The organism is Pedobacter yulinensis (assembly GCF_003029735.1).
In the GTDB taxonomy this organism is placed as follows: domain Bacteria; phylum Bacteroidota; class Bacteroidia; order Sphingobacteriales; family Sphingobacteriaceae; genus Pedobacter; species Pedobacter yulinensis.
On record NZ_KZ686269.1, the window covers coordinates 968,036 to 986,449 of the forward strand.

Here is an 18,414-nt window from a genome sequence, read left to right on the forward strand (position 1 = left end):
TTGCAATCAAATACTTGCGAATGGATTTAAGACGAGATACTTTTCAGGCAATAGCCGACCCCACGCGACGCCAGATCATCGAGCTGCTTACGCGAAAGCCGTCGCTCCCCGTAAATGCCATAGCCGAGCAGTTTGAAGTAACCCGGCAGGCGGTGTCGCTACATGTCAGAATTCTGCATGAATGCGGACTTATTGCCATCAGAAAACAGGGCCGCGAACGCTATTGTGAGGTGAATCTTGACCGGTTGGACGAGGTCAGCGACTGGATCAATTACAACCGGAAGTTCTGGAAAGAAAAATTCCGCTCGCTTGACAATTACCTTAAAAATCAGAACGAAAAAAACAACGATCATGAACAAATCTGAAACGAACCGCGAAGCGGTTTTCCTGCTGAACTATGTGTTCAACGCCCCGGCCGAAGCCGTATTCAATGCCTTTGCAGACGCGGATGCACTCAATGCCTGGTGGGGTCCTGAAGAAACGGATAACACCGTTATCAGCCTCGATTTTAGACCCGGCGGTCAGTTCAGGTTCGTCATGGTACATGATGGCGGCACCAATTACGGCCGGTTACTTTTTGGTAAAATCGAACCTTTCCGCCTGCTTGAATTCAGCAATGCGTTTACAGATGAAGCGGGCAATCTGATAGACGCCCCTTTCGGCTTCCCGCTTCCCCGAGAAATACAGTACAGCCTGATTTTTACTGAGGACGGGGAACGCACGCAAATAACGATGACAGGAACACCACTCACCACCAATACTGCCGAATTGGATGGGTTCGTGTCCATTGAAGAAAGCATGCAGCAAGGTTTTGGTGCTTCCTTCAGACAATTGGCCGCATACCTGGCAGACCGGGCGACGGCACAATGACAAGTTCGATCCAGGTTATTGCCAGGCCGGCCATAGCCGGCCTGGCAGCTTAACAAGCCCGGCCACAGCAAGGGGGCCGCTTTCTTTTAAAACAAGGTAAACGTCACAGCCCGCTCACCCTTTCGGAGGTGTAATCTTTAGCCGTTTGCAACGCCCGCTGCTGGTCACTGTACCAGTGGGGAACCTTTCAGAATGGAACACACCGCAGAACTTTTAGATTTTTATACCGGCTGGTGCTTTTATTTAATTTTTAACCCTGTTCTTTTCACTCTCGGCGCCGTTCGCGTTATGCTTGCGGAGGCCGGTGATGGCTTGGCCGAAACGATAGTTTAACGACAGCACCACCGTGCGCGTATCGCTTCGGTTGAGGAAATTGGCTTTTACATTTGCCAGGTTATTGATATCGCCGGCGTTTTTGAAAGTATAAAAGAGGTCGTTACCAACCAGACTTAGGCTAAGTGACGGCGAGAACCTCTTGGTCATAGCAGCATTGATCTTGCCCCTTGCCGAAGCAACAAATTGTGCATTGGTTACTTTGCTTTGATAACCTGCATCCAGCTGGGCCGTCCAGTCGCTCGGCAAGTTGAATTTAAATACCGGGCGAACGAAAACGAATGTACCCTGCGTATTTAAAAGGCCGGTATAAAACTGGCTGGTGGTATGAATATTCGTTAAGCTGCCATACAAATGGAAATTGAACCATTTGGCAAGATCAAAACCCGCGTCAACGCTGGCACCTTTAACAACGATCTGACCAAGGTTGCCCGGCCGACTGTAATAAATACCATCTACGATCTCGATGGTCTCGTTTACTTCATCCTTCGTCTTGCTGTAATTAAAGGCGGCAGTAATGTTCTTAAACGTGTAAGACAATTCGAGGTTATTGGTGTAAGCTGGCCTGAGAAAAGGGTTACCGGTATAATATGTAAATTTATCAAGGGGAGATAAAAATGGATTAAGGTCTTCGTAGTAAGGCCGGTCAATTCGGCGGCCATAATTTAAATTGATGCTGTGCGTTCCGGTGCTGTCTAATTTGTACTCGAAATATGCGGTTGGGAAAAGTCCGTTATAGCTCCGTTGAAAAGCAGAATCGGGTCTTTCTATATTGCCCAGCTGGTGTGCGTCAGATCTTGTGTTCTCAAACCGCAGGCCCAATTGTACCGAGATCCGCTTCCAGCTCTTGTTAAGATTTAAGTATCCCGCGCTTATGCGCTCCTTGTAAATAAAATGGTTCGTTTTGCCATAATCCGGAGTCGTCTTCCCACCTTGCGTAAGGAAATAAGCCGCGACATTGTCAGTTTGGGTGTAACTGCTTTTCAAGCCGCTTTCCAGTTTAAAACCGTCGCTAAACGGATGGGCATAATCTGTCTTTCCTGACCATATACGGATGTTTGACGGAAGATGCCCGGTCAGCAACTCGTTCGTGGTGATACCGCCATCAGGTAGGGAACCGGTATTATCAAACGATTGGTCAATATTGTTCTGATATCGCAGGTAGTCCGCATCGAACGTGATTTCTTGACCTTCTTTTTCAAACCGATGGCGATAGTTTAAGTTCAGCGATCCGTTGCGGAACCTGTTTTCCTGACGATTTAGAGCGACGATGGTAGAATCGATGTAACCTGCTCTGTTGATGAAGCTGCTTTTATTTAAAGTATTCACGTTGCCGGGGTTTAAAAGCCCGTTGACCACAACGCCGAAGGTTGACTTTTCACTAAAATAATAGTCGAGGCCGACCTTAGCATTGTAGCTGCCGGATTTACGCCTGATGAATGAATTTTGCAGGAAATCATAGTCTGGCAGGCCTTCGTTGGTCAGAAAATGGCGGTTGATATCGAGATCGTTGAAGCCATTGTTAACGTTATAGCTGAAATTTCCGAAGAGGTTAATTTTGTTGTAGCGATAAGTAAAATTCATCCCATTGTTGGTCTTGGCATAAGATCCCTGCGCATAGCTCAGATTGAGTCCGCCATTGAAGCCTTTTGACTTGTTTCGCTTCAGGCGGATATTGATGACTCCCCCATTACCAGCCGCATCGTATCTGGCGGGTGGGTTGCTCATCAGCTCTATCTGGTCTATAGCAGACGAGGCCAGTGAGCGCAGGTAATTCTCCAGCTCTGAGCCAGACAGGTAAGTCGGCTTATCATCGATATAGATTTTTACACCGCCCTTTCCCTTTAAGCTGATGGCCCCGCTCTGATCGATCAGTACTCCCGGCGATTTCTCCAGCACATCTAAGGCTGTTGCGCCTGCGTTGCTGATTAAAGCATCGACATTAACCACCGTGCGGTCAAGCTTTTGCTCAACAAAAGCCCTTCGTGATGTAACGACAATTTCTTTCAGCTCCTTCGCTTCGGGTTGCAGGGTAAGTATAAGCGAGGTGTCAGGCTTCAGCAAACCGGTCTTGTGAAGCACAAAACCTACCTTGCTTACCTGGATGTGATAGGTGCCGCCTTTTACACCAGAAAAACTGAACATACCGCTTGCATCAGCCAGAGCGGTTTTGACAAGCACCGAATCTTTCATGAGGTAAACACTGGCGCCAACGAGCGGCTGTTGGCGGTTATCGGTTACTTTGCCGCCTATACCCTGGGCACATACAAAGGTTGAGGCAGCACAAAGCCAGGCGATTAAAAAAACCGCAAAATTTATTTTCATAGTTATCACTTTAGGATTTTTCAGGCATAGGTATACCTGTTCATGTAAGATGAATAGTTCTTTTCGGAGGATATTTTCGCTTACTTCCTGGTTTCGGTACTGGTATCGTAGTTGTTATAAAGTGTCCAGGTACTGTTGTCATTCGTTGCCGGCACAAACTTGTCCTTATAACGCTTTTGCACCTCATCTGACTGGCGTATGCCGTTAACAACCAGTTCAAAATTGCTGAGTTTGAACGATATATGCTTATCATCACCGCTGATGATTTTGTCTTTGATCAGTTCAGCAGTTATCCGGTCGCTAATCGTCGGTTTTGACTGCTGCGTGGTAACGGGGTAAGCAACATGCTTTTTTGCTGCATTCGCAGGATAGCCCTTGTAAGTCGGCTTATAAGGCTCTGACCGTTCCTTCAGCGGCGCTAAAGGCTTAATGGCGGCATCGACCGGCCCAAGCACATTTCCAGGATTAGGAGGTGTTACCGACGTCGCGGGCAATGAATAAGTGTTCTCACCCCCATCTTCAGATGCCGGCCGGTTCTGCCGCATTGGTTTTCCTTCATCCGTGTTCGTGACTTGGATTTTCCTGGTGTCGGTTTCAGCCTTGTTGCGAATGGTGTTTACTTTTCTGGCAGGCTGACCTGACTGCGTTACTATAGGATCGCCCGACGACACAATGGCATGTGTGATAGCCTTTTGACTCTTTGCTGCGAACTGCTGTACCTGCTTAACACTGGTGAACGCTACGGTGAGTAATCCGGTAGTAAACAGCATCACCATCAGCACGCATCGCTCTTTAAAATTCAAAACATGATTGGTTCCCGAAGCCATGCGTTTAACGCGGTCAACCAAGTGACTGCGCCTGCCGGAGAAGGCCGTGACATAAGCAGGAGCCGATAGCTGGTATTCCTGGAAGGATACAAGTGCGCGGATGTAATTCACCTTGTTTCCGGTTTGCGCAACCGTGATGTCATCGCAGCAGTTCTCCCTTTCTTTCCGAATGAGGGCGGATAACCACAGCACCGCGGGGTTGAAGAAAAAGATGACCTCCAGGAAGCTTTGCAGCAAGTTAACCAGGTAATCCCTGCGCTGTATGTGCGCCAGCTCATGCAGGAGAATGGCTTCGACTTCAGCGGGCGATAAGGCGGTCAACAGGCCTGTCGGAACAAGGATAAGCGGCTTGAGATGCCCGATCACCATGGGTACCTTTGCTATGCCTGATTCTGCTATACCAACGACCCGACCGACACCTAAGCGCGAGGCCAGTGCTGCTACCCGTTCTACCCAAATATCGTCAACCCCGAAGATATTCCTGTGACGCAGGTGGGATAAGCCCCGCATGCTGATCGCCAGCTGCAGACTGCGCACCAATACAACAACGCACCACAACACCACAATCGTCTTGATGTTATTATCCACATACTGTATGACCCGCCCCTGGAGACTGCTCGCGACCATGGAATGACCTGAAATAACGCCGGTTTCGTAAGTGAGGTGAGCCGATGTCTGTGATCTTATGGCATGCCTGGAAAGCTGGTGTACGAAGGTACCGGCACATACCACCACGAACAGTACCATCACACCAACCATCAGGAGATAACGGTTCGCCGCCTTTGTAGTGCGGGTCAATACGACAATGAGCCCTGTGATTCCAGCCAGTATCGCTCCCTGCCATAATGAATGGATGAGTGTTTGGCCAAGTGCAGCATAAAAATTTTCCATGGTTATTCCTCCAGTTTTTTAAGGATATCTTTTATCTCCTGCAGCTCCTGCAGCGAATTTTTTTTGTTGCCAAGTAATTGCAGCACCAACTTACTGGCCGACCCTTTATACATCGAATCCACAAACTTATCGAGCAGGTGTGATTTCATCTTGTGTTCTTCCTGGGCAACGCTGTATATGTGTTTCATCTGGCTTTCATCGCGGATGAGCATCCCTTTTTCGGCCATGATCTGCATAAACTTCAGCGTCGTAGCATAATTTATTTCCCTTATTTTTTGCAGTTCATCATTAACCGTACGCACCGTTGCCGGGCCTAGCTCCCACAATACCTGCAATATTTCAAGCTCTGATTTAGTTGGCTCAACCGGGCCGTTTTCCTGTCTTTTACTCATAACAGGTCGAAGGTAGAAATTTTTTCCTATGCTCCAAATAAAACATAGGAAAAAATTTCTAGCTGAAAGGTGCTGGCAGACCTTTCGTTCCATAATTGCAGGGTACTTTCGGTCCCGAAAGCCCGGCTGCTTGCTTATTGAACGATTTGCTGTTATCTTAGAACATTAAATTACATGCAGGCAGACCTTGCCGAAACTCCCTTAAAGGACAAAATGGAGACAGAGCAGGCGATAAAGGTGAGCCTGATGAAGGCAGTAATCAAACCGACCAGCCCTCACCGGCATGCTGATTATTACGAGTTGATTGTTACTTAACCTGGACGCAGGTTTCTGCGAGATCGGCGATAAACGATTCGAAGTGATCGCGCCAACGGCCACACTATCTGCACCCCGGGCACACGCACTGCTGGAACTTTTCACCGATTTCTACGGGATTTTGTTATACTCTTTAAGGGGAACTGCTCCCGAGGCAAAATTTGGGAACATTATTTGATTTTCCGGTCGAGATCGTCCTTGCCGATAAGAATACTCTATTCGATCTTTTTGCCGTTTTCTATGAAGATTTTAAGCGGAGCGCGCTCAGGAGACCTGCAGCGGGCGCCTATATTCATCTGCTTGTAACCAGGCTCAGAGAGTTGGTCCGAAGCGTCGGGCCACATTTACATGGCACCAGCCACCTGGTGCAGCAGTACAAAAGCCTGGTTAACGAACACTTTCATCAATAGAAAAGTTGACCTTTTATGCAGACCAACTGCACATTACAACGGCCGCACTTAATGCCGCATGCAAAAAACAATTGGTAAAACACCCGCCGCCCTCATCAACGAACGTATTTTGCTGTAAAAAGGCCAATCGCGCAGGGCTCTGATTTTTGTCGAAACCTGCGGTTTCACCTGTCTTTTTACCGAAACCTGCGGTTTCTCTCGGAGGGAAATTGGGCTGCGGGGTGGCAGGATTGCGCTCCTTCCTCGCGCGATCCTGGAGGGGGGGCAGACAAACAAAACAGAAACCGAAAAACCTGAGGTTTTTCTAGGCTTTGCTGTTCCCGCCCTCCCTGAAGCCTGCGGCTTCGGTCGGGCCGGAAACAGCAAAGCCCCCGCTACGCGGAGGCTTCTGTTTCGTTTGTCGGGGTGGCAGGATTCGAACCTACGACCTCCACATCCCAAATGTGGCGCGATACCGGGCTACGCTACACCCCGAAGTCAGTTGATCTGACGGCTGCAAAGGTAAAAATAAAAAGCATTCTGATCTCTTTTTTTTACACTTTCTTGCAAACAACTTAATGATCAATCACTTAAATTATCCATCTCAGCAACGTCTTGCACGCCCCTGTCCCATTACGGTCTTTTAGATGTTTTAAATACCTTGTTCTTGGATGCTTTCTGGTTTCACACAGGTAAGCGCGACACTAATTACCGGTACACTTCAAGTTCGTAAATCGAAAAGCCCCGTTTACCGGGCGGTTTTTCCTGCAACATCACCTTGAGATACCGTGCTGTGGTCTTGACCGGCATTTCTTCCATGCCGCCTCTGCCATGCTGATTGCTGTAAATGGACTTCCAGTTTTTATTGTCAGTCGACGACAGGATCTCATACTTTTTGGCATAAGAAGCCTCCCAAAGAATCTTGATTTTGCTGACGTTGTATTTTTTTTCAAGATCGAGCAGCACGAAGGCCTCATCACACTTTTTACTGGACCACCGGCTAAGCGTGTCGCCATCAATCATGTTACGTGGATCAAATAGCGGGCTGAGGTTTTCAGCCGTTGTGGCCGCGATGGTATTTCCATAATATCGTGCAATATTTCCCTCGCCATCTGGCACAACCTGCATGGTCACCGTTCTTTTCGACTCTCTTCCCTTTTTTGCCAGCAGCCGAAGGCCAAACGTGGCCATACCACGCTGCGGGCCCAACACCAGGTCGAGGTTCCTGCGGTCATTCTGCCTGAGCAAGAGAAACGTTGCATCCCCTTCTGCCAGAGCAGAAACCCCGGGATTGTCTGAAAGTGCATCGAGCTTGACGAAATCGTGATATACCTTTTTACGGTCAGACACTGGTGGCCACTTGTCTGAATAAATAAGCGGATACCCTGTCAGCCACCGCACGCCATTTTTCAGCAGTTCCTGGTAACCGGCAGCTTTTTTAGCCGCTTCGTCATGGCCAAGCGTCAGGCACATGACCCGGCCTTTGCCTACCTGGTGGCTCCACATCACCGGATGGTTTTCAGACCTGGCAATCACATCGATCTCTTTTTTTGTCGGCTGAAAATAGTACAACTCATCTTTGGTATCAAAATCTTCCAGCGTCCTCGAAACAGGATGCTGCTCCATGCTGCGAAAACGCAATGGAAAACCCCAAAATTCATAATTTGAGGTATAGACCCGGAGTGTTTGCGGCTCGGTCGATGGTCCGCCGACAAAAAATCCCCCGATAAATGTTTCATATTTATCCCAGTTCAGGCAGGACAGGATTCCGCTATGCAAGGTAAGGTAAGATTTACCATCGGCCACAAAAGCCCAAAGTGCGTTCAACTGCTTTTCGTCAGGCGTCAGAAACATCGAATTGCTGATCACCAGGTCGTATTTCCTGAGATTTTCAGCGTTCAGGTCTTTCATATCTGTGGTGGTATCAATTTCAACGATCTGATCCAGGATCTGGATAACCACGTCGTTATGAAAATCGTGTGTCCACGGCGGGTAGTTATCAAGTTGATTTGGAATATTCCCGTTGCCGGTGATGAGCAGGGCCCTGGGTAGTTCCTGCGCCCGTACAGCAGCTGCAATGCACATCAAGGCTAGCAGCAGCAAGAATTGTCTGAGCCCGGACCGGGCTGTGCAATTTAAAAGACTCCTGAAATTTTGACTGCTGTTTCCAGGAATACGTGCTTCACAGGGACGATTGAAGCGGTGGTTTACAAAAGCTTTTGTCTGAGCGTCCCAATTCAATTGAATTGATGCGTTGGTCATGGCCTGTTTATGGTTGATATTAAGTGGCGTATCTCTCGCGATACCCACATCAGAGTTCATCACCGGCAGTTTTACCTCTTCAGCTTGACACGGAGCATCGCAATATGTATGGCACAACGGTCCCCCCCGATGCAGCAGCGCCTGGTCAAGCAGTCAGCAAATTTAAAATAGGATTATACGGACTGCCTTGTCAAATTTGTTCGTACACCTCATCCGGGTATACTCCATAAATATAGGACAATATAAAATGACTTCTGCTTTTATTTTTCTTGCGGCGCATAGTCGGGGCACGGCTTATACCAGGGATTTAGAAAAGGTACCGCCTGAATGGAGGAATGAAAAATGCTGGAATGATTTGGTTTGGCCCACGCTTGCGAACCCGGCTTATTTTATGAGCCGGTGCGGTTCACTGTTCTGCAGCAGGTTCTTGTATTCTTCCAGGAGCCTGATGTATTTTTCCATCCAGTAAAAGATAGCATCCGAGCGCTCCATGTCGCCGCTTTGGCGGCTCGGACTGTTCTCCTGGGGTCTTTCGATGAGCGGAATCTGCTTTTCGCCCGTAAAGTCTTTGGAAAAATCATGTTGAATCATGCGACCTATGTTGTGTACCACCTCTGCACTTAACCTGCGTTGCTGAAACCAGTTGTACAGGGTACGTCGATTCACGTTCATCTTTCTTGACAGTTCACTGATGTTTACATTTTGCCGGCGTACTGCCAGTTCTACTATTTCCCCCGCGTTAATAACCATAGTATGTTTTTAATTGGTGAAGAATGAAGTTGCTATTTCAGGTGACCGTAGCCGCCTTCCCCTCAAAAGACATTAACAGCTATTTTATAAAATTACGTTGTATTTTAAACATCATGAACCTACTGACAGCCAAAATATAGCTGCTCATATTCAAATGACCAGGTCGGCGGCGCGGATCGCGCATATGATCGACCCCACCGGCTTTCCGGAATGGTCGGTCCAGGGACGTATCGTAAGCGAGAGTTCGTGCCGGTTACCGTTCCTGTCGTGCAGACAGGTGCGCTGCGGCTTGGCATGCACCCGGCTTTTGCCGGGCTGCGTGGCAGGCCAGTTGATGTTATGCTCAGGAAAGAACTCTACAAAACTTTTACCGAGAACATCCTGACTATCGGGATGGAATTCTGCCAGCCATTTCTCCGAGGCAAGCAAAAACTGCCTGTTGACATCGAGGACAGCAAGCGCAACAGGCACCTGCCTGATCAAAACATCGTGGTCTGTGCCGGGCCTGGTGTTGGCAGGGCTCGCCTTTGCTGCTGAATCTTTTTCATCAAGATAGCGCTTGTAGCGCAGGTTGAAATTTGTGGGATTCGAAAAGCCCAGCATCATGGCTACGGTTTTTTTCGGACACCCGGTACTTTCCAGATAACGTTCGGCAAATTCCATCTGAAGAATCCGGTAGTATTCATGTGGACTGGTACCGAAAATAAGCCGGAAATCGCGCATGAGTTTGGAAGGTGATATCAGGTGCGCCCGGGCAATTTCCTTAATGGTCGGGAATTCAGATAGAAGGTGGTTCTGAAGATAACGGCTTACCCTGATCATGCAGTCGCGGGGGCCGTTATGCTGTCCTGACTGAAGGCCGGCCGTGTTTGCCTGGGTATTAAGGTAGGTTGAGTCGAGCGGCTCCTGCTCAGACAAGCAAAGAAAAAATCCGGCAACGGTTTCCGGCCCCGGATCGGGAAAATAGCAGGCCTCCACCTGAATCGTTTTACCGGATTCTACCTCCATTTCTAGCAGCTCGCTTTCTTTGTATCCGTCAAGAGCAGATTCAATTAGCGGCATGTGTTGGTCGAAAGCGGCTCCCAGCAAAACTTTTAAAGTGGTTTTGCCAACCGCGTTTTCAGGAGTTTCGCCGAACCAATACCGAAAGTCTGCGTTTGCAAACCTGCAAACCAGGTCCCGGTCCCAATAAGATAAAAGCGCATGCCGGTTTTTTTCTTTAAGTGCGTGGGTAGGCTGCCTGATGTCTGTCTTCATGCCCACTCTACGTTTATAGACGTAACCAGCGACACGAGTTCAGCAAAGCAAGCATTCCGGCTTGCTTTGCTGGTGTTTCGCTTAATGTTCATTATTCAATTGTGGCTGATGTTGCGAGAGGAAATCTGTATAGGCTTCCAGCAGCCTGATGTACTTATCCCGCCAGTATTGCGGCGACTCTGAGGCCTGTTCTGACGGCCGTCCTGACAGGGATTCTCCCGCTTCTGAATTTTCCTGATCACTATGGTATCTATCTGGAAAATCTCCGGCAATGCTGTAGCCGATACTCTGCCCAATCCGATCAATGATATCAATGTTTAGCCGTTCCTGTTTAAACCAATTATAGATTGATTTACGGCTAACCCGCAGTCGCCGGGATAGTTCACTGATGCTGATCTGGTCGCGCCTGATGATCAGCTCTATTGTTTCTCCGTCATGCATATGAATTGCTTTTACTGTTAAATTGATTAGCTCTGCAAAACCGCATCAAGTGTATTGAATACCGAATTGTTACTCCTATACTCCGGAATGATTTTTTTCATCTTCCTAACCGTTTCCATGGCATTCTGTTTTAAATTAATACAAAGTAATTCTTTCACGTCCCGGCTAACCTGCTCGAAATGAAGCGGTACAATGTCTGAGATCAAGATTTTGTGGTGATGGGTGGGCAACGTATTTTCCTGTTGGTTTAACAGTTCTTCATACAATTTCTCGCCCGGTCTGAGTCCTGTATATACGATATCTACGTCCTGGTAAGGAACCCGCCCTGAGAGTTTGATCATGTTAAGCGCCAGGTCCAGTATCCGGATCGGCTCGCCCATGTCGAAAATATAAATCTCGCCCCCCCTGCCCATCGCTGCCGCCTCCAGAACGAGTTGAACGGCCTCGGGAATGGTCATAAAATACCGCCTGATCTCAGGATGGGTAATGGTGACCGGACCGCCCGCCTCGATCTGGCTCTTGAAGCGTGGAACGACCGAGCCATTCGAACCCAGCACATTCCCGAACCGGGTGGTTATAAACAACGTGTTCGAACCAAAATGACTGCTGCCGCCCTGCAAAGACTGAATGTACATTTCTGCAATGCGCTTGGAGGCGCCCATGACGTTCGTGGGGTTAACGGCTTTATCTGTCGAAATCATCACAAATTTTTCTACATTGAAAGAGACTGACAGGTCGGCGAGGTTTTTTGTTCCCCAAACATTCGTCATTACGGCCTCCTGCGGATTATTTTCCATCATCGGTACATGCTTCAATGCCGCGGCATGAAAAACAATTTCCGGGCGGGATCCGGCAAAAAGTCCGTTCATGCGTTTTTCATCCTGGATGTTTGCCATAAAGAATATACAGTTGCTATCTGGAAAGGCCGATTCAATTTCGAGCTGCATGTTGTGCAGCGGTGTTTCCGCCTGGTCGCATAAAATAAGCAGTGCGGGTTCGCACTGAAGTACCTGCCGCACAATCTCAGATCCGATAGATCCGGCTGCACCAGTAACGAGCACCCGCTTACCTGTTAATTCCAAGAACAGCTGGCGCTGATCGAATGTAATCGGCTCCCGCTGCAGCAGGTCTTCGATTTTCATTGGCGGAAGATCGGCCAGGCGAAGCGCCCCGTCTAACCAGTCGGCCGGCGCCGGCACCGATGTCACGGTGATGCCGGCTTCCAGGCACGTTTCGGCCACAACCTTGCGCGCCTCGGGATCCTTGCAGCTTGCAGACACGATGAGTTTACTGATGTGGTAACGCGCATGCAGACCGGGAATCTCATTTCTGCAGTAGACGTTTTTCTGCTCAATATGCATACGCGCTCTTGCCGGTTTATCGTCTATAAAACCTACGATGTGTACGCCTGGCTGCGGACCAAGCTCGAGGCCGTGTTTAATCAGCACTGCATCCCTGTCGGTGCCGTAAATCAGGATGGCCTCCTTCTTTTCATCCCGAACATCGCTGAGCGTACAGAACAGCAGCTTGACCGCCATGCGCAAAACCATCAGCAAAGTCGCCGAGACAAAAAGATTTAGCACAGAAAGCGCGTAGAACCACCTCCAGTCAAGGTCAAGACGCGGAACAAGGACCAGCCAGCCAGCAACAAAATAGACCAGCGACGCCAGCAGCACTGTCCTAAAGACTTTAAACACGTCTGTCAGGTTGGAATGACGGATCATGCCCGTATGCATACGCATCACAATAAACAGCGGTGCGGCCACGGCATGATAGGCAAACAGACAAAGTAAAATATCATCAACAGGGCGCTTGGCCGCACCCAGTTCCTGCACTAGGAGTACCGAACTCAGCATGGACAGGAAAACGATCGCCTGATCGATGACCAGGATCAGCCAGCGCGAATGAAACGTTTTGTAAAAAAGAAACTTTCTCATTTTCTAGTTTTCTGCCAGCAATGGCTCGCTGTACCGGTAAAGTGGAAAAAAATCGACCGTTTCATCTGTGCCTGACATCTTCTTGGCCACCGCGGCGGCATACTGCTGCCGGTCGGCTATGAAGCGCCAGGTTGTATATGGAAACCTGGTGTGTGAAAAACTTGCCTTCCATCCGAACAGGTTATCCTCCCTGAACCCAAAGCCCCCGCCCAGGTTATAGTACTTCATACCCAGTTGCCGGCCGAGTATACTGGCTTCGTCTACCATCAGTTTGGCCGGCGAGTCTGCCAGATAGGCGTTCGCGGTTCCGATGAGGTGCGCTTGCATGATACCGCTCGCAAACGTGATGACCGTACCGCAAACCGAATCGCCGGCTTCATTGTAAACAAACAGCAGCTTGGCGGTAAATTGGGTTGAGTTGAGCAGTGCGAAAAAGTACGCTTTGGAAAAAAGATAATGCGATGCGGCATTCACACGGACCATGTTTTCTGTATAGATCTGATGAAAGGTGCTGATCGCTTCCGGCCCCCGCGCTTCCTTCACCGTGAAACCGCGTTTTTGCAATTGCTTGATTTTTGACTTCACCTGTGTCTGGTATTGGGAGCGCTGCGCCTCGAGGGGCAGCTGCAGGTCGATCGCAACAACCTGTCCGTTGTCAAACAGCCCGCCCAGTGGCTCAAAAAGGTTCAGCTGGTCAAAAAAGGGGTGCAGCCTCAGAAACACCGACACCACCCGCTCCTCTTCGAAGAACTGCATGAAGGCAAGGCGAAAACGGTGAATAAAGTCGCCGGAAAGCTCGGCGAATGGCAGGTTGCATACCGGCCCGGTATACCCGTAGACCGAAGACAGATCAAACCGGTCTGTCCCCGGAATTTTTCGTTTCACAACCGGGATCGCGATAAATATTGCGTTCTCTTCGAACACAAATAAAAGGCTTTCACCCGAGGCCTCGAGACAATGGTAATCCTGGGTGTGGTAAAAATCATGGCTGTGTGCGCGGCTGATATAGCCGTTCCAGCCTGCCTGATCGGCCAGCGCAATAGTTTTTTTCATAGTCTGATGTTTAATAAGCCGTGAACACGGAACGATGCAGCTGCATCTGAAGAAATGGTTCTTGGTAAGTGGTTTCTGTGAAACCGTATGATTCATAGATGTGCCGCGCAGCAGCATTCTCTTCATGCACAGCCAGCGTAACCGTTTGGAGCGAAAGGCCATGAAAGGCGATTCGCAGCATTAACCAGGTCGCTTCTTTACCGACGCCTTTCCCATGGCATGCGGAATCACCGATGAACAGGTGGAACTCGGCGGTCTGCCGGTCAATACCAATCAGCTGTACGTTCCCGATATACCGGTCGTCTTCCTTGAGGCAAATCGCAAGCCTGAGCTCATCTGTGCGCAATGCAGTCTTACAAAACCAACTCCGTTCATCTGCAAGCGTTATGAGCTTTTCGGGCCGGAAACGTGTGTGAACCCAGATTGCAGGCGTGTTCCGCCACACAACTGAATGTTCCATATCGCACAGACGAAGCTGGCGCAGGTAAACCTGTTCTTTCATAGGTGATTTTTAAGCACGTTAATGATCCGCTTCATGTCGAGATGGGTGTAGCGGTGGTCAATCGGCAGCGGAATAAGGTGACTCGCCAGATAATATTCATACATCTTTTTTGTGGTCCAGCTGAATACGTTTGGCCAGTAGGTAGCCGTATAGATCCGCTTTTCTAACAGTTTCTCGCGAAGCGATGTGGACGGGTGCGAAAAAGGATACACCATTGGTCCGTTCACGCTCGACGCGTCGAAGACATAGTCGTTGTGGTTGACCAGGAAATCATGCAAATACATAAAGTTGGCGTTGCGCCGGTACTTACAAGCTTTATAAGCCACACCCGAAAGAATGCTTTGCGTGAGTACCGACATTTTCCTGATGGGATTACCCGAAAGCACATTATTGTTAGCCAGGTAATCACTATATCCGTTCTCAATGCCCAGGTCAATACTTCTGATGAGGTGCGAAAAACGGTCGACCGATACGTCGCGCTCCAGTTTAAGACGCGCCGGCCCCGATACCTGCAGGTAAGCACCATCGGGCACCCCGAAAAATTTGCGGCAGGAATAAAATGTATCTGTGGCTGCTACGGGTTCTGAAAAGAAGCCCTGCGAGTTGTCGACGATCAGGTTTGCAAAACGCTTTCTAAGTGCGATGGTTGTTTCTTGCTTCAAACCAAAATAATTGGTATAGAGCAGGCAGTCGTTCGGGCCGAGCTCAAAATCCAGCACCGGCTCCATCTGTTCGTTGATTGTATAAAACTGGTATTGGATGCCCAGTTTTCGAACCGGTTCCATAATCACCTCGCAGGTAAAGTAAGGAAGGTAGATCAGCGTATACGCCTTCGTCTTTAGAATGTACTCCAGCGCATTTCTTCCGGTATTCAGTCGCAGCAGGGCCGGGTAATATTCAGACTCGTTTGAGAGCTGGAGTTCAAGGTACCCGCCGATTGATTTCATTTTACCCGGTGCTGACGAACGGATATCGAATTTATGTTTAAAACTTTTGGTCATGGTGTGGTCGTTTCAGGCATAGCAAGGGTAACGGCCTATACGGAATAGGCAGGCGTGTGAAAATGGATGAAAGTAATTCGGGGCAGGACTGCGTAGCTGGCAAAGGTCAGCGCAGCGATAAGGATAGTGAAGCGACCGTTGGGCAAAAAGGACGGCCTGCGTCAAGTAACCGGCACTACCGACGCCGGTATGCCCATGATGCGCAGCATATCTGCATTGACCGCCAGTACGTCGAATTTTTGACAGACAAAGGCCCTGCCGTTCCGGCCAGAATCAACGATATCTTCAGGGCAGACAACATAGTGGTGCATTTTATCTGCAAGATCTTTCGCATTCCTGGCCTGCACCAGCAATCCATTGCGAGACCCCGGATCCGGGTTGATCGTTTCCCTGCAACCAACAGAATCGCAGGTAATGATGGCCCTGCCCATTGCCATAGCTTCCAGCAGGCTCCGGGGTACACCTTCGCCATAATAAGATGGTAGAACTACAACCGATGCGGCTTCAATAAACGGCCTGACATCTGATACCAGGCCATGGTATTGAACGGCGTTGCCGCCTGCAATCTGTTCATACAGCTCGGCGCTGATCGAATCAATGTTGTCTTCGAAGGCCCCGATAATGGTAAAGGTAGCTTCCGGGTGGCTAAGCCTTGTTAGCTTGGCCGCTTCGTAAAACTCCCGTACGCCCTTTGCATTGATCAGTCGTGATACCATCAAAAAGGATGGCGGGTTCACCGGCGGCTTACTGTAGGTAAACTGTTCAAGATCTACGCCCGAGCCATTCACCACATGTGCGTTGGCTCCTCGTTTTAAGACGCCGCTGCGCCGCAATGTACCGTAGTCGTCGGGGTTCTGCAGGATCAGGTGGACGTGCCTTGCCGGCGAAAGACTGATGCTGAGCAACGCGCGCGTGATACGCTGCACCAGCGTCGGTCCCCGTTTACGCCGCAGAAATGTATTGCCAAGTCCCGTGAGCATCGGTGTAATCCGCCTGATGCCACACAGCCGGGCCACGATGGTCCCATAGATAACCGGCTTGAAAGTATAAGGAAAAAACACCTCGGGTTTAAGCTTCCGCAACAGGCGGTATAGCTCAGCCATATACCGCAGGTCCTGGACCAGGCTTACCGAACTGGGCCGGAGATGATTTTCATATACTGTTACGCCAAGCACGGCGAGTTTGGTACGGATGGATTCTTGTTCGATGGGCGGCGTAAACACCGACACCTCGTTCTGTAAGACCATTTGCTCGATCAGCTTGCCCCGAAAATCGAGCAGCGACCGTGGCGAATCGCAGGCAATAAGAATTTTCTTCGTCATAATCGTTGGGGTTCAAGTGAGGAGAAACCACCGCAAACATGTAAACCCGGCAGGATTACTGCCGGGCGTTTACACGTAGAATGGTTGGTTTTAAAGTTTTAAAGTAGCACCGGCAGCAGCGGTAACCAGCGCCGGTACCTCTGCAACACTGCTTAACAGGTCGCGGTAGCTATAAGGCGGAGCCCAGAACGATTCTTCTGTTGTAATGCGGTTTTGTCCCGAGTTCCGGTAAATGTTCGTTCCGGCACCGCTGATCAGTCCGGGGCGCGCATTATAATTCGTTTTGAGGGGCTCTTTCTGGTTTTCGAAATAGTTATTGTCTGTTCGTACCAGCGCATTCATAGTCACACCGATCGCATAGCCGCTTCCGTTTCTGTGGTAGTTGTTGAAGCAATGAACCGTACCGAATCGAACGCTTGGCTGGCGCTCAGAAACGTTATAAAAGTAATTATTATAAACGCTTACACGCAGGTGGCCTGCATCATCGGTATTGCGGTCGTCAAAGCCAATGAGCATGGGGATGTGGTTGTCATGCATGCGGTTCCAGGAAACACTGATGTAGTCTGCCCGTTTGCCGATGTCTAATAAACCGTCATAGTAATCCCAGCCATGGTCACGGTCTGAAGAAAGGTCGCAATGGTCTACCCAGACATGATGCGCGTCTTCCTTGATCATGATGTTTGAATAGTTGACCACATTTCTGATAACCAGGTTTTGAAGAATGATGTTGTTGGCTCCGTAAATAAGGAGTGCTACACCATCAAGCACCGAACCCGGCAAACCCAAAACTGTCTTGTTTGATTTGATATTCAAAAAGCCCCTTCCACTGATGTTACCCTGGACGCGTACAATCAGGGTCTGCGCAGACTCGAGCGCGTTTCTCAGTTCATTCAGGCTGCTCACGGTGACGACGACTCCGCCGGCGCCGCCCGTTGTCCGGCCGTTAACAGATGCGTAGCCAAGCGGCGCGTTACTCAGTATCGGCAGAAGAATTCCCGGCGACTGGGCCGGCGCCTCCCGGTGCAGCTGGTAAGTATACGTGCGGCCGTTGGTGCGCGGGTCAGAATTATCTGAGGCGCTAAAAAACAATTCGTTTTGCCAGTGGCTGAACCGGCCGTTGCCGTTTCGCCTGATCTCGCTGTGCAGTGCATGTGCCGGCCCGATTTCGCGGCCGTCCTCGAACAGCCGCATGCTCGAGGCGTCCAGGTCATCCGGTGTGTCCCCCCTCTCTGGTAGCCCGCGCACTTTGAAAGCGCTACCCTCCTCTGCTGTAACGTACCTTTGGTCGATTACCAGCAGCCCTGAAGGTTCGCTCACTATACTTTTCTTGTTTGTGATTACCAGTGGGTCGGCAACGGGCGGTGCTGTGACCTGCTTTTCACAGCTGGAAGTTCCTAAGACAGCCAGTACCAATAGTGCGTTCATGACCAGTGATTTGTTAGTTTGTGTGTGCTTCATATTCCTGATAGTTTACAACCGTAACGAATGCTGCTTTCGGTTTGGTACACATCGGGATTTTAGGGAAAATGAGCGCGTTTTTGTATATG

General features: G+C 49.5%; 16 protein-coding genes and 1 tRNA gene. 3 read left to right on the top strand and 14 right to left on the bottom strand.

Going from position 1 to position 18,414, the window contains the following annotated elements; translation table 11 throughout:
- Nucleotides 1-20: 20 nt before the first annotated feature.
- Both C7T94_RS11635 and C7T94_RS11640 read left to right on the top strand, forming a co-directional pair.
- Entirely contained in the window at nucleotides 21-365 is a 345-nt protein-coding gene (locus C7T94_RS11635) for an ArsR/SmtB family transcription factor (protein WP_107215494.1), read from the top strand.
- Complete coding sequence (locus C7T94_RS11640) at nucleotides 352-870, top strand: SRPBCC family protein (protein WP_107215495.1); 519 nt, start codon at nucleotides 352-354, stop codon at nucleotides 868-870. The genes C7T94_RS11635 and C7T94_RS11640 overlap by 14 nt, the downstream gene beginning before the upstream one ends.
- A gap of 243 nt (nucleotides 871-1,113) precedes the next feature.
- On the opposite strand, the gene C7T94_RS11645 is transcribed toward C7T94_RS11640, so the two are convergent.
- The 3 genes from C7T94_RS11645 to C7T94_RS11655 all read right to left on the bottom strand — a co-directional run bounded on the left by C7T94_RS11645 (nucleotide 1,114) and on the right by C7T94_RS11655 (nucleotide 5,638).
- Nucleotides 1,114-3,528, bottom strand: a complete 2,415-nt coding sequence (locus C7T94_RS11645; protein WP_107215496.1) for a TonB-dependent receptor — start codon at nucleotides 3,526-3,528, stop codon at nucleotides 1,114-1,116.
- Between the two features lie 80 nt (nucleotides 3,529-3,608).
- Nucleotides 3,609-5,246, bottom strand: a complete 1,638-nt coding sequence (locus tag C7T94_RS11650) for a M56 family metallopeptidase (RefSeq protein ID WP_107215497.1) — start codon at nucleotides 5,244-5,246, stop codon at nucleotides 3,609-3,611.
- Nucleotides 5,247-5,248: 2 nt separating this feature from the next.
- Nucleotides 5,249-5,638, bottom strand: a complete 390-nt coding sequence (locus C7T94_RS11655; protein WP_107215498.1) for a BlaI/MecI/CopY family transcriptional regulator — start codon at nucleotides 5,636-5,638, stop codon at nucleotides 5,249-5,251.
- Nucleotides 5,639-6,114: 476 nt separating this feature from the next.
- Between C7T94_RS11655 and C7T94_RS19365 the strand changes: the two genes are divergently transcribed.
- On the top strand, nucleotides 6,115-6,363 hold the full coding sequence (locus C7T94_RS19365) for a hypothetical protein (protein ID WP_162618663.1): 249 nt from the start codon (nucleotides 6,115-6,117) through the stop codon (nucleotides 6,361-6,363).
- Nucleotides 6,364-6,763: 400 nt separating this feature from the next.
- Here C7T94_RS19365 and C7T94_RS11660 read toward each other — a convergent pair.
- From C7T94_RS11660 to C7T94_RS11710, 11 genes are all read right to left on the bottom strand, one after another.
- A tRNA-Pro gene (locus C7T94_RS11660) sits at nucleotides 6,764-6,837 on the bottom strand.
- A gap of 213 nt (nucleotides 6,838-7,050) precedes the next feature.
- Nucleotides 7,051-8,664 carry a ThuA domain-containing protein gene (locus C7T94_RS11665; protein WP_107215499.1) on the bottom strand — a complete coding sequence of 538 codons (1,614 nt, stop codon included), beginning with the start codon at nucleotides 8,662-8,664 and terminating at the stop codon, nucleotides 7,051-7,053.
- 324 nt (nucleotides 8,665-8,988) lie between these two features.
- Complete coding sequence (locus C7T94_RS11670) at nucleotides 8,989-9,354, bottom strand: hypothetical protein (RefSeq protein ID WP_107215500.1); 366 nt, start codon at nucleotides 9,352-9,354, stop codon at nucleotides 8,989-8,991.
- A 150-nt stretch (nucleotides 9,355-9,504) separates the two neighbouring features.
- Nucleotides 9,505-10,611, bottom strand: coding sequence for a PAS domain-containing protein (locus C7T94_RS11675; RefSeq protein WP_107215501.1), 1,107 nt, complete (start codon nucleotides 10,609-10,611; stop codon nucleotides 9,505-9,507).
- An 81-nt stretch (nucleotides 10,612-10,692) separates the two neighbouring features.
- The gene (locus C7T94_RS11680; protein ID WP_107215502.1) at nucleotides 10,693-11,052 is read right to left on the bottom strand and encodes a helix-turn-helix domain-containing protein; all 360 of its coding nucleotides are present in this window, start codon (nucleotides 11,050-11,052) and stop codon (nucleotides 10,693-10,695) included.
- Between the two features lie 26 nt (nucleotides 11,053-11,078).
- Nucleotides 11,079-12,989: a polysaccharide biosynthesis protein gene (locus tag C7T94_RS11685; RefSeq protein WP_107215503.1), complete on the bottom strand. Its 1,911-nt coding sequence runs from the start codon at nucleotides 12,987-12,989 to the stop codon at nucleotides 11,079-11,081.
- Between the two features lie 3 nt (nucleotides 12,990-12,992).
- Nucleotides 12,993-14,042 (bottom strand): GNAT family N-acetyltransferase, encoded by a 1,050-nt coding sequence (locus C7T94_RS11690; protein WP_107215504.1) that lies wholly within the window; start codon nucleotides 14,040-14,042, stop codon nucleotides 12,993-12,995.
- A 10-nt stretch (nucleotides 14,043-14,052) separates the two neighbouring features.
- Nucleotides 14,053-14,544, bottom strand: a complete 492-nt coding sequence (locus C7T94_RS11695; RefSeq protein WP_107215505.1) for a GNAT family N-acetyltransferase — start codon at nucleotides 14,542-14,544, stop codon at nucleotides 14,053-14,055.
- Entirely contained in the window at nucleotides 14,541-15,545 is a 1,005-nt protein-coding gene (locus C7T94_RS11700) for a hypothetical protein (RefSeq protein WP_107215506.1), read from the bottom strand. Before C7T94_RS11700 ends, C7T94_RS11695 begins: the two co-directional genes overlap by 4 nt.
- A gap of 161 nt (nucleotides 15,546-15,706) precedes the next feature.
- A complete protein-coding gene (locus tag C7T94_RS11705) occupies nucleotides 15,707-16,867 on the bottom strand; it encodes a glycosyltransferase family 4 protein (protein WP_107215507.1) in 1,161 nt (386 codons plus the stop codon).
- Between the two features lie 90 nt (nucleotides 16,868-16,957).
- On the bottom strand, nucleotides 16,958-18,325 hold the full coding sequence (locus C7T94_RS11710) for a pectate lyase family protein (protein WP_239494998.1): 1,368 nt from the start codon (nucleotides 18,323-18,325) through the stop codon (nucleotides 16,958-16,960).
- Between the last annotated feature and the right edge of the window lie 89 nt (nucleotides 18,326-18,414).